The organism is Niallia sp. FSL M8-0099, from assembly GCF_038006945.1.
GTDB lineage: Bacteria > Bacillota > Bacilli > Bacillales > Cytobacillaceae > Niallia > Niallia circulans.
Genome location: NZ_JBBOWF010000001.1, coordinates 2,895,166 through 2,910,365, shown reverse-complemented (window position 1 = coordinate 2,910,365; position 15,200 = coordinate 2,895,166). Strand labels below are relative to the sequence as shown.

The following is a 15,200-nucleotide window of genomic DNA, read 5'->3' as shown; positions in this document are numbered from 1 at the left end:
AATGTTCTCCCGTTATTTTGTTATCTATTCAATCATAATAAAGAAAATGTATGCAAAAGAAAAGCCCTTCTCAAATGAATTGGGCTTTTCGCTTATTCTAATCCAAATGTGATTTGCTTTGAAGTTTGTCGCCTATAAACATTAAAGTGACAGTGGATCCTAACTTGTCACCATTATAAGAATAGACCACAGAGTAGAACTTTCTTCCTTTTTTACATAATTCTTACATTATTTTCCCTCGGTGCCACAATTTTTACTCCTTCTTTATAAGTCATTCTATCTTTAATTTAATCAAATTTTTCTTGGGTTAATACGCCTTCCTTATTAGAAGATTTTTTTCTTTTTTTGCATCTGAAGCATTTTCTGTAGAAGTAGATTTATCTACCGATTTAGAAGCAGCTTAGAATCAGCTTCGCCTCCAAAAACTAAGCTAAAACGATAATAAGAACGATTAAGACAAATCCCTAAACATCCAAACTTAAAAATTTTTTTCAAAACATTTCCCCTTCAAAGCTATTCAGCAAAATGTATGAAGAATAAGAAAAACGAATTTTCTTTTAAGCACAAACGTGAAATTGTGAAAAGGGTAATTGAAGAATTAGTTATTGTAGACTGTGAGACTATAAATATACATCTTTTAACGTTGTACCTTATTGTAATGAAGAATGAAACTTCTAAAACTTATGTTGAAAAAAAGGAGATAAAGCTACAAAATGCTAAAGCACTTAATACTACTCTTGCTAAGTTAAAAGAGTTTAATCCTTCTAAGAAAAACAAGGATTTCGTTTATCCTAGAAATAAACAGCATATATAATGATTTGAATGGATATAAAATAGTGATGACCTCACACAGTCTTTTCTTTGGAATGGAGCATTTTTTCTTTATTAATTCAAAAATTAAAGAAATATTTCATACATAGAGTTAATATGAGGATAGAAAAATATTAAAAAGGAGAGAATTGGAAATGAGCAGATATAAAGATAGGATAATTTTTTATTTTATAATGATAGTTTTTTTTGTATTGTATGTGAAGTTAGTAGGTTATGTGTTCAATAGATGGATTCCATTAAGTCCGACAGCTGATTTATTTACAATTATAATTATTGGGCTTATTGTTATACCGGTATCCGCAATCTCTGCTCATCATTTAATAAAATTAATCCAAAAGTAATGAAGGCTTTCCTTTTAACTGGCATTATTGTTGTAGATGCAGTGGATTTTGAGACAGAATTAGTAATATTGTATATGAAAAGGAGATAACCTTAATTGTAAGTAGTTCAGTTTTTGTGGTGATACATTCAAAATAGTATATCAATTTAAAGACCCAATCGCATAGTGATCTGGTCTTTTCCTTTTGTAGTTTTTATCAATGTTCTTGTAAAAAGTATATAAAATCGCAATGAAAACCGCATACTAAATAACATAGTGACAATAGCTATTGCCACTATGAAAATTGAGGTGTTAAAAATGGGTGTTAATTACTATACTAATTGGACTACCTTTTAAATGGCGTGAAAAATATCGTGCAATTCATCAAACCTAAGAATAATATTGCTGATAAAGTGGATTGGCTAATATCTGAACAGGTCAGAGAAATAGTAAAGAATTATGCGGAATACTACGAATATAGTGAGAGTGAAGTAGTTGATATGTTTTTTAAAACCTTCTCAAAAATGAAGAGTTTCTTAAATGGGTTGATGGCATTCGGAACAATAATAGAATGATAAGGTAAATTGGATTAGATGATGCAATGGGAGGACAAAAACTTGGCTAAATTGCAACGATTTAGAAACAACATATTATTATATCGAAATGCAAATTGTTCATTTGATAATTTATATATATAAGATAAGCAGTTTGAAATTTCAAGCTGCTTATAATCTATTTGCATTTTCTATTTTAGGTTTATGAATAGAGGAGCGCTCTTCTTTTAAAATAGAGTACATTTTTATATCTTGATGTTTTCCTTTCACAAAAATACCTTTTCTAATTACTCCTTCAAAAGTCATTCCTACTTTTTCCATTACTCGTGCTGAACCGATGTTTTCTACATCACACCTCGCTTGGATACGAACCAAATCCATATTGTTAAAGCCAAATTTAATAACTTCATTTGCAGCTTCTGGTGCGATGCCCTTTCCCCAATAATCTTGAGAAATGACATATCCGATTTCAGCAATTTTATGTTTTAGTTGCCACGAAACAAAATCAATAGTTCCGATAAACTTTCCGTTTTCTTTATACTCTATCCCCCAAGGAGCAATTTTCTTATTCTCGTACTGGCTTAGTATAAATTCAATATATTCCCTCGTATCAGACAATGTCTTATGCGTTTTCCAAGTAACATATTTGGATACATCTTCATTTGTACCATAGTAATACATATCCTCAACATCTTCTAAAGTTACTTTTCTTAGTATAAGACGTTCTGTTTCTAATATAGGTAAATTACCGAATATTTTTTCAATCTCCATAAAACCACCTCTATCATTTTTTGATATTCACATTATATATGAAATTTTCGCAAGATAAAGAAAAAAGTATAATTCTTTTCTTAATCGAATGCTACTTTTTAATTGACAGTGTTAATTCAACTGTTATTTAATGTGCAATTTCTCATTTATTTATAGAGATATTTCTATTGCGTTTTTGATGTGGTTTAACATTTTCTCCACATTATCTGAACAACTTACCTTAATTGAGGAGGTCTATTTTAATACAAAAAAATAAGGCGTAGTGCCTTATTCTTCTTCTTCATAAGGTTTATGTTTGATTTCAATGGTACGTTGGTCATCGAAACCGACTACTGGATGTAAATTATAAGATGTGTGTTCAAAATCTACATGAGAATTAGAAACTGTAAAGATAGTAATTGTTTCATTATCTGAGTCAACAATTGAATATTTATATTCATTGGCTAAATCTTTGAATAAGGAATACTCTTCGTGGATTGTTACAACCCAATTATAACCTATTGTAAATTGTTTTGTTTTCATAAATACCTCCAAATATGGTCATTTATACCTTTTATTGTAAGTGATTTGGTGAAGTTTGGCAATTAGAAGATTTACTATTTGGTATCTTTTTTATTATGTTTTTTATTATTTTAAAGTAAACTGAAATCATTGGTTGGTCATGGTGATTAGTCTTATTACCAGAAATTAATGCTGTGTCTCATGCATTAGAATTTAAGCCTAAGTTAAAAGAAATGATGTTAGGGGGACGACAAGGTATGTTAACTATTTTTAATGAAAAAAAACAAGAATAATGATAAATTCGAAAAAAGTTGCAATGTATTATAAAAAAACTAGTTGGATGTTGTAATTACTGGCAGCTAATGTATCAGATTTGGTAATAAACAGACAATCATTAATTTAAATTTTCCTAATAATAAAATTAAAATTAAAAAAGCCCTTGCTTTTGACGTAACGTCAAGTGTTAAAGTTCAATATGAAAGGGAGTGATAACAAATGTCAATGGAGAAAAATTACTCTATTGGAGAATTTGCAAAGCTAACTGGAGTCACTGAACGAACACTGCGTCACTATGATCAGATGGAGCTATTGAAACCTTCTGGATACACAGAACATGGACATCGAATCTATAACAACAATTCCATCGCTCAGCTTCAAAAAATATTAATACTAAAGTTTTTGGATTTGTCACTTGGAGAAATTTCAGAATATCTTAAGCAACCGGAGCAAAATTTAGCAATGACACTGGTCAATCAGGCACAGATGCTGGAAGAAAAGCGAAAACAGATTGAAACGGTTTTACAAGCCATTACCCGCGTTCAAAGTATCGTTTCCGGACCCGAACCCATCAATCACGATTCGTTGCTTGTACTCATTCATGCTTTGAAAAATGAGGAGGCTCGAAATCGTTGGATTAGTGAACATTCGTCCGATTCGGTGCATAATAAGCTACACTCGCATACGGTGCAACTTGAATTAGAAAAGGAAATGGCCACATGGACTGGTAAAATGAAACGATTTATTCAAGAAGGAAAGGCACCTAATGATACTAACGTTCTTGCACACATCGAAGAGATGATATCTGTTATGAAACCTAAAGTAGAACCACTATTAGATGATGTAGCGAGAAAACAGCTCGAAAATAATGAAGGTTCTTTTGAGGAGCCAAATCCTTACTTATTTCCTAGTGCTTTTAACAAAGAAGAAGAGATGTTTATAGGAAAGGCTATGGATGAATTGATTCGCAGTAAGGTATATCTTAATCGGCAAGATAATAGTAATTGATTACGTTCATCAAATTTTCTCCAGCAAGGAGATAAAGGCAATTTATTGTTTAGTCTTTAATTTTAACCCTGTACTTCGATAAAAGCTCGAAGTACAGGGGAAGATATTTTTATTTTGCTCGTGTTTTTAATCGAATTCCTCTTCCTTTCCCTCTAAGGGCAAGGATTTTGGGCGGTCGCATGTACTTTTCATCAGATAATGCTGACCATTATCTGATGAATCATGGAATCCATACATTGCTTCTAAAACGTGATAGGCTAAATCACTATTTGCGCGATATTTTCCACCTTCAATAATTGCTCTGGCCATGTCAGCAACGCCTAGACCTCTATTATTTTGGGTATATCCATAAGTAAGAGGAACTTCTTTAAATTCTTTTTCGTCACGTTTTCTTATTTTCACAGGACCGCTGAAAGTGTTAGGGTCAGGAACAAGTAATGTACCTTCACTTCCATAGACTTCAATAGGAGGTAATGATGTACCGCCGAAGGCATCGAAGCTTGTTGTAATGCTTCCAATTACACCTGAAGCGAAATCAATCACTCCTGAAATATGCGTAGGTATTGATACTTTTAATTTTGTGCCTGCTTTTGGTGTGCTAAGTATCGTTCTTTCTGGATAACTAATGCGAGTGGAACCAGAAATTCGTTTAATCGGTCCTAATAGAGCCACTAATGCTGTTAAGTAATACGGTCCCATATCAAACATAGGACCGCCGCCAGTATCATAATAAAAGGCAGGGTCTGGATGCCAATGCTCATGACCACGGCCAATCATAAAGGCAGATGCACCAATTGGTACTCCTATTTCTCCTTGCTCAATCAGATTAACAGCAGTTTGAATACCAGCACCTAAGAAGGTATCTGGCGCGCTACCAACGAGAAGATTATGCTTTTTAGCAGCTTCTAAAATTAGTTGTCCTTCCTCGCGTGTCACAGCAAGTGGCTTTTCTGTATAGACATGTTTACCGGCCTCTAATGCCTGGATGCTTACGGAGGCATGCGCTTTAGGAATTGTTAAGTTTATCACTAGTTCTATCTCTGGATCCGACAGTAGTTCTGCAACGGAATAGGCCAATGGTATACCGAATTTTTCGGCTTGAGAACGGGCACGCTCTGTATCTAAATCTGCACAAGCCACAAGCTCGAGATAAGGAAGCTTCGGGCAGTTTTCCATATAAATGGAACTGATATTTCCACAACCAATGATGCCAATTTTAAGTTTTCTCATAAGAAATCCTCCGCTTCATTATGTTTCTTATAATATTTGCTGTATCCTTCCTTATTGACTGTCCCCCATACCTGTATAGTTACGTACGTTTTCATAACTAGAAGCCGTGTCTACATTTTCAATACGTTTTTTTCCTTCAGAGGCCCATAGAAATCCGCGGCGCATAATGAGTGAAACTTCTGGCATAGCAACGATATTAGCTTGATGCCCTAATGAATTATAAAACACATTTCCCAAGCCCCAGCGTTTGGTCCAAACTACAGGCATATCTACTGCTTTATTGGCAGAGTGTGGTCCATGAATAACCGGGAAGCGGGTGGTAGCGAGCACTTCAACGGCAGGATCGTAATGAAGATAATATTGCTCACTAGTAACTTTAAAATCCGAGAGCCCCTCTAATAGTGGACTAGAAGTATGTTTTATATTGACCATGTACTCTACGCCATCATTTCCAGGATGGGCAACCCAATTACCGCCAGTCATAAATTGCCAGTCAACATTATTACGAAAGGAATCACACATTCCACCATGGCATCCAGCTAGACCAACACCAGAAGCTACTGCTTCAGAAATATTTAAGATATACTTTTTTTCAATTTCTCCCATTGTCCAGTGGGGAACAATTAGATCTAACCCTTTTAATTTTTCTTTGTCTGCGTAGGAGTCTAATGAATTAGATACTTCTACTTGGAAGTTCTCTTCTTCGAGGATTCTTTTAAAAATTTCTGCTATCTGTTCAGGCTGATGACCATCCCAGCCACCCCAAACGATTAATGCATTTTTTTTCATAGTATAAGCAACTCCCTTAACTTTTTTTAAACGTCAGAAATTCGTATCCATTGACGATTTTGAATGGATAAATCAACGGCTTCTAAGACTTCCTGGCACTTTACACCATCACGGAAGTTCGGAACAGGCTGTCGATCTTGCCGGAAGGATTCCATAAGTTCAACCATCTCGTGAATAAATGTATGCTCATAGCCAATCGTATGCCCTGGCGGCCACCAATTTTCAGCAAAGGCGTGCGAAGGGTCAGTTGCTAATACACGGCGAAATCCTTGCACATCCTCCTTATCATCTGTGAAATACACTTGTAGCTCATTCATCCGTTCAAAATCGAAGATAACGCTTCCTTTACTTCCGTTGATTTCAAAAGAATTTGTACAGCGATGCCCTGTAGCAAAACGGGTAGCTTCAAAGCTTCCTAAAGCACCGTTCGCAAAACGAGCCAAAAATAGTGTCGCGTCATCTACAGTCACTTCAGCTTTTTTATCACTATCACTACCTTTTGCTGATAAGCCCATCATCTGTGAAGGAATTGGCCGTTCTTTTATAAAGGTCTCATTCATACCGATAACTTCTGTAATATCTCCGATTAAATAGTGAGACAGATCTATGAGATGCGCTCCAAGATCCCCATGAGAACCGGAACCAGCAATTTCCTTTTGAAGTCTCCATGCTAGAGGGAAATTGGGATCTACAAGCCAATCCTGTAAAAACCAAGCACGGAAATGATAGATCTCTCCAAGACGTCCTTCTTCTATAAGTTTCTTAGCGAGCATAACAGCAGGGGCAAAGCGATAGTTAAATCCAACCATATGTTTGATACCAGCAGATTCCACTAAATCAAGCATTTCACGTGAGTCTTCCAATGTAAGCGCTAACGGTTTTTCGCAAAAAACATGCTTGCCGGCCTTAGCAGCGGCAATGGTAATTTCTTTATGTACATTACTAGGTGCGTTTATATCGATTAAATCAATGTCATCTCGTTCTAGGAGGATCTTCCAGTCGGTTGTATATTCCTCCCAGCCAAATTGTTTGGCTGCAACTGTCACACCATTTTGATCCCGCCCACAAATAACCTTCATTTCAGGATGAACAGTATTTGGGAAAAAGAGTGGAAGATCCCGATAAGCATGACTGTGTGCTTTACCCATAAATTTATAGCCGACCATTCCAATTCGAAGTTTTTCCATAGCGTGTCTCCTTTTCATATAATAAAATAACGATGTTAACAATAAATCTATCATCAATAGGTTTGACACAACAAGTAAAAACTTATATAATCCTAGACAAAATTTAGTATTCACTAAAGGATGGTTTTTTCGTATGTTAATATATGAAGCACACCATTTTAATTTAATAGCAAACTATCAAACGGTTGATTTAAACTTTCCAAGTCATCTGCACCGTTGCTTTGAAGTATTATTCCTCCTTGAGGGAGAAATGGAAGTTATTATTAGTCAAAAAAATTATCATGTGAGGGCTGGACAATTTTTATTAATATTGCCTTATGAAATTCATTCATTTGTTACAAAATCTCATTCTCGTGCTAATATTTGTGTCTTTTCGCCTGAATATGTCCCCACTTTTTATAAGATGATAGAAAATAGTTCCCTGAAAAATCCGATTTTTAACCTATCATTGGCAGCCAATACCCTGTTCACTAAGGCGCTTTTTAACGATAATGCAAATCTTCTTGAACAAAAAGCATCTCTTTATCTGTTATTATCTGAGCTAATGGAACAAACAAGCTTAATTCAAGGAGAAAAGCAAGATCAAGATTTATTACATAAATTATTAACTTACATCCAGAATCATTTTACCGAAGCCATTTCTTTAAAAAATATCGCTAGTAACTTGGGGTACAATTATAATTACTTATCGAAATATTTCAACAACAATGTTAATATGTCTTTTGTTGATTTTTTAAACGGAACAAGAGTGAATCATGCATCCTATCTTTTAATTTATTCAGAGAAAAATATCTCGGAGATAGCTTTTTTATGTGGTTATGAAAGTATACGTTCATTCAATCGAAACTTTCTAAAGATAAAACAATGTACACCAAAGGAGTATCGAGAAAGGCACCCTCGGCCGTTTAGTGATTTGGATCCTTTTCTTACTATCTGATTTCTAAATCAAGGTTTTGGAAAATGAGACTTTTAGTTTGTATGCACCCAATTTTTGTATCCACCGCAAGGAGTTTTGGAACTGCTTAAGTATAAATGAACTTGGAAAAGAATAAGACTGTCCATTTTTGCGGACAGTCTTATTTTTAAACAGTTGATGAAGAGGAAGAATAGTCTTTCCATTCGGCTATATAGAAGGGAATAAAGGACAATAAAAAAGAAGCTCGCGGCATCCACTAAGTTTATTTCCTTTGCATAGAACTTATGGCAGCTCAGTTCTTCTATTATTTAATCTATTACTTTAAAATATTTGAACCAATTACAACGATAATTATAACAGAGAGAATAAGTATGGCTGTCCTTTTGTTGTCTTTCATTTAAACACCTCTTATAAAATAACAAGTATTATAAATTTCATATAGATAACCATTTTCGCTATTCTTCCCCAGAAGACTTATATATATCCAAATTGCGTTAATCCATCTTGAATCAACGAACCTGGTTACTTTACATGTAATGCTGCAAATAATTTTACTGATAAGATAGGAGATTAATTTTTTAAATTATCCAGTATAACATTTATTACTTCTGCTGCTTGTAATGTACCATCAATAACAAAGTCTGCATCAGGTTTAATTGTTTCAAGCATATTTAGATAACCACGCCTACCTCTAGAAGTGTAATTTTTCATCTCCGATAAAATATCCTCAGTTGGGCTATTGCAAAAATCTCTAGTTACTCTCCGTGCCAATGCAATGTCTAATGGAGTATCAATAAATATGGAGAAATCAATGAATTTACTTACTTGACTATGTTTATAAGAAAATGGAAAGTCTAAGATTATATAATCAAGCGATTCCGTTAATAAAAACTTGAGGCTGGGACAAAACCCTCCTCTAAGACGAAAAAAACGGTGAAATTTTACGACAAGTAAAATTTCACCGTTTTGCTTATTTACAATAAAAAATAAGGACAACTTCTGATAAAATTAAGTTACCACACAAAATCTAATCAGAAAGAAGTGTCCTTATGTTTAAAGATTATACCATGAATCAAATCGTTTTACCTTTAGATTTAGAAGTAAAGTTACAAAATAATGATATTGCCTTCCATGTCCATCATTTAGTGGAAAGTATCCCTCAAGAAGCGTTTGAACCATTTCTTCGAAATGAAGGTTGTCCTGCCTATCATCCACGCATGATGCTTAAAATTATTCTATGTGCCTACACTCAATCTGTCTTTTCGGGGCGTAAAATGGAGGCCCTATTAAAAGACAGTATCCGTATGATGTGGTTAGCTCAAGGGTATGAACCAAGCTATCGTACAATTAACCGATTTCGTGTTCAACCAGAAGTAAAAGATTTAATCCGTCAATGTTTTATCCAATTTCGCTGCCAATTGATTGAAGAAAAACTGATCGATCAAGAAGCGATATTTATCGATGGTACAAAGATTGAAGCGAATGCGAATAAATTTACGTTTGTCTGGAAGAAAGCGATTGAGAAATTTCATCAGAGTTTAATCGATAAGTCAAACCAGTTGTACAATGAGTTGCTTGAGAACGAAATCATACCCCAAATTGAACGGGAAAGTGATGAACAGCTATCATTTGGAGAGCTCACTCAAATGGTTCAAAAAGTAGAAGAAGTAGTGACCGAATATGATAAACAAATGGAAGCGTCTTCAGATGTTACTGAACGAAAATACCCGAAACAAGTGCGTAAACAGTTGATTGATTTTGTCTTGAGAAAACGGAAGTACCAACAGGATCTTAAAATCTTTGGACCACGTAATAGCTATTCTAAAACAGATCTAGATGCGACATTTATGCGAATGAAAGATGATTATATGAAAAACGGGCAATTGAAAGCTGGTTACAATGTACAAATCGCAACGGAAGGTCAATATGCGCTTGCTTATAGTTTATTTCCAAACCCAACAGATACACGTACGTTAATTCCATTTTTAGATGAGATAGAGCAACATTATTTCGAGTTACCGAAACATATTGTTGCAGATGCAGGTTATGGTAGTGAACAAAACTTTAGTGATATTCTCTCAAACAGAAACCGAGAAGCACTGATAACATATAACATGTTTTTGAAGGAACAAAAGAAAAAGTACAAACAAAATACATTTAATCCTGATAACTGGGAATATGATCAAGAAACCGATACATATATATGCCCTAATCAGAAACGTTTAGAATTTCAATATCATTCTGTCCGAACGGACGCTACAGGTTTCCAAAGGAGTTTCAAAATCTACGAGTGCGAAGACTGTTCAGGATGCCCATTCCGCTCATCATGTACCAAGGCAAAAGAAGGAAACAATCGAAAACTAATGGTGAACAAAAAATGGGAACAGCAAAAAGAATATGTGAGAGCGAAGCTTTCAGAAGAGAAAACGAGTGCCATCTATCGAAAACGCAAAACCGATGTGGAACCAGTTTTTGGATTCTTGAAGGCTAATTTGCGTTTCACTCGATTTTCTGTACGAGGAAAATCGAAGGTGGAAAACGAAATGGGCCTCGCGTTAATGGCAGTGAATTTAAGAAAATTCACTGCCATTAACTAAGATAATAGAAGAATTAACACGAAAAAATAGAGAAAGGTGAATTTGAGTGGACTCAAATTCACCTTTCTTTTTATTAGAGGCTAGTTATGTCCCACCCTCTTCTTTTTACTTCTTTTAAATAAAATCTTGAGCAGGGTGAACTTTTACAAAATCATGAATTGAAGTATCGTTCTTAAGGTTAAATATTTTATTATTTATTATTTCAATGAAACTATTTCCTGGTTTGGCTAATTGTTCAAAATCTTCTAGTTTAAACTCAATTATTTTAGTATTTTTATCTGAAAGAAAAAATTTCTTGGTTAGACCTATTCCATCATTCCAACCCATTCCCGTTAATCCATGATAGCTGAATAAAATACCTATATCATTATCAGTATAAGTCATTAAGGAATAAAACTTACCCACATAAGTTACTCCAACTTTTGAATGGTGATTTTTACATTCAGATATGAAACTATCGGGTAATTCGAGTAGACCATTTTGTTTAAAAAAATATCCTTTTGAATTTAATCTAGCTAGAATATCAACCTCATTAGAGCTTGTGTGTACATTTAAGTAGGTTTCAAAAACAGTAGATTTATCAATTACATATTTAACAATATTCTCTAAAGATTTACCCTTAACAGTAGTAGAAGCATCCGAACCATTTGTTTTTTTTAATTCATCTAAAAGTTCAATATATTTTTCTCTTTCATCCTTACTAAAAGCCAAGAATCCTAAAGCTGTTTGCTGCTCACTATCTAAAAGCGCTAAAAATAGTTCTTTAAGGTTAGGTCCCATTGGAGACATCATTCCGCAATCACTCTGTAAATAAGAATTACCCCTTCAAGAGTTTTAAAATCATAATTACACTCTTCACAAAAAGTTTCATCAGGTATATCATTTAAACTAGTATAAATTTCACCTGTCGATTGTTTGCAATTCGGGCAAAACACTTCATAAACCTTTTCAATGTAATTTAATTTTTCAATTTCATTAAGAATGTTGTATGTTTCCTTGGTGCTGATTCCTAGTTTTCTAATTATTAATCCTGGATAAATATATCTGTTTCGCTTAGGTTCAAAACGTTTTAGAATTTCTATTAACTTCTCAGATTTTTTTTCATTAAGCTTCTTGTCTAAGATATTCGTTTTGATTGTCGATAAGGTATTTGGTAACATTATTCATTCTCTCCATTTCGGCGTTATTACCATAGTATTGGAGCAAAGTAAACTCTGAATTGAAGGAAAACTTCACTTTGACAGCCTTTGATTTTTTTTCGTGAGTCCAAGCTAGAGAGATCCATGGCAGAGAAGCACTTTCTTCTGTTTCCAAAATGAAATTTTCTAAGAGCTCATTTATTTCCATTGTTTTATCATTGGATTTAAATAAATCCACATTATCCTTTATTAAATTTTTTAATTCTCCTAATAAAGGTAAAACAAATTCATCACTGATTCCTGTATCTAAGATTGCTTTTGATCCCTTTGCCAAATTCATTGCCTGAGCTGCTACCTTAACAACATTTTGATCATTTTCATTTAGCTTAGGGATAAGAAATTCAATTACAGGTGGTAAATTTACTGCTTCAATTTCTAATTTTAAGTACTGTACTATCCAGTCTCTAACGTAACTCATTTGCTTAGTATAAAAATATTCGTCATTGTTTTTGAAAAGTCCTTTAACTTTATCTAATCTTATTTCAACAGTATTTAAATTTTTGTGAATCAATGCTAATATGGGATATTTAATCAACCTAGTACCATTTTCAGTTAATGGAATAAAACCTTTAAGTTCTATATTAAACTTAAGACAGTCAATATCTTCGGAAATTTTTCTATAAGTTGGTTTTATTGTTAGTCCAGAATTTGTGATATCACAACAAACATCACACTGTTTTTCATCATATCTAATTACTAATTGATTATCAATCATTTTATCCAAAATTTCATCATTATAATTCTCATAAGTAAATAAAGTTGCATACTTATAAGGGTTAAAATACTCCATATCTTCTAAAGCTGCAATAGTTGCATCTGGTTGCTTTTCTAATGCATCTAGTAACTGATGAAGTAAAGTGTCGCTGTCTGAAACTTTGGCTGCAGTATCGGTTAAAGTGAACAAGTTATCCGTTGAAGATATTATGCTTTTACCTTCTAAGATTTTTTTAAACTTATCTTGTAAATATTTAGGGTATGTCATTTCAATTGTTGTTTTTAATAAATTATTGTATGATACCAAACTGAACTCTCCCTTATTATAGTATTTAAGATTACAAGCAACTCAGGTCATTTCTTATCACTAAAATTTAGCAACATTGTCTAAAGCTCTTAGTTCCTGTATATTAATCTTCTAACGATTGATAAAAGTGATAGATGGGGTATTGCATCATTTCATCCTTGGATTTTTTATCTAAGGATGAAAATATTTTTTCTGCTTTAAGCTTATTTCCTAGTAAGGTTTCACATGCAAATATTATATTTCGTTCCTTATTTATTTCTGCGCTCTCTTGTATTTCTAGAATCGTATGTTTTTCTTCTTTTGTCAGGGTCTGACCTTTCTTAAGTTTTACTAGGAAAATATTTATCTTTGCAATATCACTTTCTGGGAATTTATTAAGATATCGTTTGTTTAGTTCAAAAGAAAGTTCTAAGAATCTTTCATCATGAGATATATCGTAATATTCCAGAAAATCTAACGAAGTATTGATGGTAAGTCCGGCTTGTATATCATGATACTTTTCAGAAAAAGATTTTTTAACTATTTCGAAATCAAAATTGGTATCCTTGATTGAATCACTAATTGGAGTTGAAGAATAAATACTAACATGATAGTAATAATCATCCCAGGTCTCGTTATCGGATAAGTTTTTAGTAGGTTTTTCTTGATAATCACTTTTAGGTACTAGTCCACCTATAGTTGTTAATATCTCTTCACTATAGAAATTAATCAATTTGTTATTAACGTTCCAGAATTTAAGTCTAATATAATTTGATAAATTGATATTAATAATATTCGAATCTTCTAATTTTCCATTTTGTATTTTCAACGATTCATAGTTTTCATTTTTAAATATATTAATTATTGAATTAAAGAGTAATGGTAAGTTTTCCTCTTTGTTAAAGATATAGTCTTCATTGATACCAATTTGCTTACATACTTCTATCAGTTCTATATATGAGTCAATTTCCTCATCAATGTTATTAAATTGATCTTTATTATCTAATTTGATATCTATGGTTATTATTTTAAAAGGGAGGTTATCATGTTCTAAATAATATCTTAATAGTTTTAAACACTTTAAATAAGAGCCTAATGTTTTTAATCTTTCTAAATGTAACTTACCAGTTTTCTTTTGTAGGTCTAACTCAAAAGTTAGTGTTTCTTCGATTTTTATAATATAATTTTTGTTTGTAGCGGTAATATAATAATTAAAATAAATGTCAGTAGAGTCAATATTTACTGCCTCTTGATGAAACACGTTAATTTGATCTATAGTAGCTGCTTTGACCGGTATTTGGATATTTTCGTTTGTCAAACCATAAATAAAAGCAGTTTCATCAAATAAATTGAAAGAATCTCCCTTTATATCAACAAAATCTATTTTATAATGTGTGTACTCTCTATCACTTGACATTTCAATATAGTGTTTTGGCTGCTTTTCAACAACATCTAAAAATGATTTACAGAGTTCTTCAAGCGAGCCCGTTTTTAATAACTTAAAATGTAACGCAATTGAATTATTAGAATTTAAATTTAATTGAGATATCAAACTCTTTAATTCTAAAGGAGCTAATAACTTATAATATGCTTGTCTAGCATAGGTTAATGGATTGATTGTAACGACAAAGTATAAAACTCCTTTACCGTCCTTGTAATATACTTCTAAATCTTTCTTGTTCACTTGGTGGCTAATTTTATCCTTAAGAATTACTGTTTTTTGAATAGTTGTACCTTTAACTTGTACTGGAACTCTGTTAATAAAATTGGACTTTTCAATATTTTGATTTTGATAAACCTCAATATCACCATCAAAAGAAATACTTTTATCATTCCATTGAATATTGCTAATTAGATGAAATGGGGGTTGTAAAATCAATTTATTGATTTCTAAACAAGCCAGATGTTCAATAATAGTTGTACTAACAGCATTTGTTTTTCTTGTAACCTGTTTTTTCTTTACTCTCTTGCTCATCAAATTTCTCCTTATAATCAAAAAATACATTTTTTTATGGAATAACT

15 protein-coding genes and 1 pseudogene are annotated in these 15,200 nt (G+C 32.8%); 6 read left to right on the top strand and 10 right to left on the bottom strand.

All coding sequences use genetic code 11. From position 1 onward, the window contains the following. Window positions 1-529 precede the first annotated feature (529 nt). From NSQ92_RS14570 to NSQ92_RS14560, 3 genes are all read left to right on the top strand, one after another. The gene (locus NSQ92_RS14570; RefSeq protein ID WP_144547259.1) at window positions 530-814 is read left to right on the top strand and encodes a hypothetical protein; all 285 of its coding nucleotides are present in this window, start codon (window positions 530-532) and stop codon (window positions 812-814) included. 151 nt (window positions 815-965) lie between these two features. Further along, the gene (locus NSQ92_RS14565) at window positions 966-1,172 is read left to right on the top strand and encodes a hypothetical protein (RefSeq protein ID WP_047944047.1); all 207 of its coding nucleotides are present in this window, start codon (window positions 966-968) and stop codon (window positions 1,170-1,172) included. Between the two features lie 352 nt (window positions 1,173-1,524). Beyond that, on the top strand, window positions 1,525-1,725 hold the full coding sequence (locus NSQ92_RS14560; protein ID WP_321198384.1) for a hypothetical protein: 201 nt from the start codon (window positions 1,525-1,527) through the stop codon (window positions 1,723-1,725). A gap of 150 nt (window positions 1,726-1,875) precedes the next feature. Here NSQ92_RS14560 and NSQ92_RS14555 read toward each other — a convergent pair whose 3' ends face one another. Both NSQ92_RS14555 and NSQ92_RS14550 read right to left on the bottom strand, forming a co-directional pair. Beyond that, complete coding sequence (locus tag NSQ92_RS14555; RefSeq protein WP_047944046.1) at window positions 1,876-2,475, bottom strand: GNAT family N-acetyltransferase; 600 nt, start codon at window positions 2,473-2,475, stop codon at window positions 1,876-1,878. A 267-nt stretch (window positions 2,476-2,742) separates the two neighbouring features. Next, window positions 2,743-2,997 carry a hypothetical protein gene (locus NSQ92_RS14550; protein WP_144547261.1) on the bottom strand — a complete coding sequence of 85 codons (255 nt, stop codon included), beginning with the start codon at window positions 2,995-2,997 and terminating at the stop codon, window positions 2,743-2,745. Between the two features lie 474 nt (window positions 2,998-3,471). On the opposite strand from NSQ92_RS14550, the gene NSQ92_RS14545 reads away from it, so the two are divergent. After that, window positions 3,472-4,260: a MerR family transcriptional regulator gene (locus NSQ92_RS14545; protein ID WP_047944044.1), complete on the top strand. Its 789-nt coding sequence runs from the start codon at window positions 3,472-3,474 to the stop codon at window positions 4,258-4,260. Between the two features lie 126 nt (window positions 4,261-4,386). Here NSQ92_RS14545 and NSQ92_RS14540 read toward each other — a convergent pair whose 3' ends face one another. The 3 genes from NSQ92_RS14540 to NSQ92_RS14530 are packed head-to-tail and all read right to left on the bottom strand — an operon-like array spanning window position 4,387 to window position 7,466. Next, the gene (locus tag NSQ92_RS14540) at window positions 4,387-5,490 is read right to left on the bottom strand and encodes a Gfo/Idh/MocA family protein (RefSeq protein WP_047944043.1); all 1,104 of its coding nucleotides are present in this window, start codon (window positions 5,488-5,490) and stop codon (window positions 4,387-4,389) included. A gap of 51 nt (window positions 5,491-5,541) precedes the next feature. Beyond that, a complete protein-coding gene (locus tag NSQ92_RS14535) occupies window positions 5,542-6,279 on the bottom strand; it encodes a ThuA domain-containing protein (protein WP_047944042.1) in 738 nt (245 codons plus the stop codon). Between the two features lie 26 nt (window positions 6,280-6,305). Further along, window positions 6,306-7,466 (bottom strand): Gfo/Idh/MocA family protein, encoded by a 1,161-nt coding sequence (locus tag NSQ92_RS14530; RefSeq protein WP_095322342.1) that lies wholly within the window; start codon window positions 7,464-7,466, stop codon window positions 6,306-6,308. Between the two features lie 133 nt (window positions 7,467-7,599). Between NSQ92_RS14530 and NSQ92_RS14525 the strand changes: the two genes are divergently transcribed. Beyond that, window positions 7,600-8,403, top strand: a complete 804-nt coding sequence (locus NSQ92_RS14525) for a helix-turn-helix transcriptional regulator (RefSeq protein ID WP_144547263.1) — start codon at window positions 7,600-7,602, stop codon at window positions 8,401-8,403. A gap of 549 nt (window positions 8,404-8,952) precedes the next feature. Here the strand turns inward: NSQ92_RS14525 and NSQ92_RS14520 are convergent. Continuing rightward, window positions 8,953-9,378 carry a hypothetical protein gene (locus NSQ92_RS14520; RefSeq protein ID WP_222125425.1) on the bottom strand — a complete coding sequence of 142 codons (426 nt, stop codon included), beginning with the start codon at window positions 9,376-9,378 and terminating at the stop codon, window positions 8,953-8,955. A gap of 53 nt (window positions 9,379-9,431) precedes the next feature. Here NSQ92_RS14520 and NSQ92_RS14515 point away from each other — a divergent pair. Further along, a pseudogene (locus NSQ92_RS14515) lies at window positions 9,432-10,970 on the top strand (IS1182 family transposase); the annotation flags it as partial. Window positions 10,971-11,093: 123 nt separating this feature from the next. On the opposite strand, the gene NSQ92_RS14510 reads toward NSQ92_RS14515, so the two are convergent. The 4 genes from NSQ92_RS14510 to NSQ92_RS14495 all read right to left on the bottom strand — a co-directional run bounded on the left by NSQ92_RS14510 (window position 11,094) and on the right by NSQ92_RS14495 (window position 15,153). Beyond that, window positions 11,094-11,771 (bottom strand): acetylglutamate semialdehyde dehydrogenase, encoded by a 678-nt coding sequence (locus NSQ92_RS14510; protein ID WP_095259032.1) that lies wholly within the window; start codon window positions 11,769-11,771, stop codon window positions 11,094-11,096. Next, entirely contained in the window at window positions 11,768-12,139 is a 372-nt protein-coding gene (locus tag NSQ92_RS14505) for a hypothetical protein (RefSeq protein WP_095259031.1), read from the bottom strand. Before NSQ92_RS14505 ends, NSQ92_RS14510 begins: the two co-directional genes overlap by 4 nt. Next, a complete protein-coding gene (locus tag NSQ92_RS14500) occupies window positions 12,084-13,199 on the bottom strand; it encodes a hypothetical protein (protein ID WP_144547389.1) in 1,116 nt (371 codons plus the stop codon). Before NSQ92_RS14500 ends, NSQ92_RS14505 begins: the two co-directional genes overlap by 56 nt. 103 nt (window positions 13,200-13,302) lie before the next feature. Continuing rightward, the gene (locus NSQ92_RS14495; RefSeq protein WP_095259029.1) at window positions 13,303-15,153 is read right to left on the bottom strand and encodes a DUF4365 domain-containing protein; all 1,851 of its coding nucleotides are present in this window, start codon (window positions 15,151-15,153) and stop codon (window positions 13,303-13,305) included. Between the last annotated feature and the right edge of the window lie 47 nt (window positions 15,154-15,200).

Bases quoted from the DNA above. Each gene is read 5' to 3' on its own strand.
- NSQ92_RS14570 (WP_144547259.1), top strand. From the start codon at position 530: ATGAAGAATAAGAAAAACGAATTTTCTTTTAAGCACAAACGTGAAATT.
- NSQ92_RS14540 (WP_047944043.1), bottom strand. From the start codon at position 5,490: ATGAGAAAACTTAAAATTGGCATCATTGGTTGTGGAAATATCAGTTCC.
- NSQ92_RS14530 (WP_095322342.1), bottom strand. From the start codon at position 7,466: ATGGAAAAACTTCGAATTGGAATGGTCGGCTATAAATTTATGGGTAAA.
- NSQ92_RS14510 (WP_095259032.1), bottom strand. From the start codon at position 11,771: ATGATGTCTCCAATGGGACCTAACCTTAAAGAACTATTTTTAGCGCTT.
- NSQ92_RS14525 (WP_144547263.1), top strand. From the start codon at position 7,600: ATGTTAATATATGAAGCACACCATTTTAATTTAATAGCAAACTATCAA.
- NSQ92_RS14545 (WP_047944044.1), top strand. From the start codon at position 3,472: ATGTCAATGGAGAAAAATTACTCTATTGGAGAATTTGCAAAGCTAACT.
- NSQ92_RS14555 (WP_047944046.1), bottom strand. From the start codon at position 2,475: ATGGAGATTGAAAAAATATTCGGTAATTTACCTATATTAGAAACAGAA.
- NSQ92_RS14505 (WP_095259031.1), bottom strand. From the start codon at position 12,139: ATGTTACCAAATACCTTATCGACAATCAAAACGAATATCTTAGACAAG.
- NSQ92_RS14495 (WP_095259029.1), bottom strand. From the start codon at position 15,153: ATGAGCAAGAGAGTAAAGAAAAAACAGGTTACAAGAAAAACAAATGCT.
- NSQ92_RS14535 (WP_047944042.1), bottom strand. From the start codon at position 6,279: ATGAAAAAAAATGCATTAATCGTTTGGGGTGGCTGGGATGGTCATCAG.
- NSQ92_RS14550 (WP_144547261.1), bottom strand. From the start codon at position 2,997: ATGAAAACAAAACAATTTACAATAGGTTATAATTGGGTTGTAACAATC.
- NSQ92_RS14565 (WP_047944047.1), top strand. From the start codon at position 966: ATGAGCAGATATAAAGATAGGATAATTTTTTATTTTATAATGATAGTT.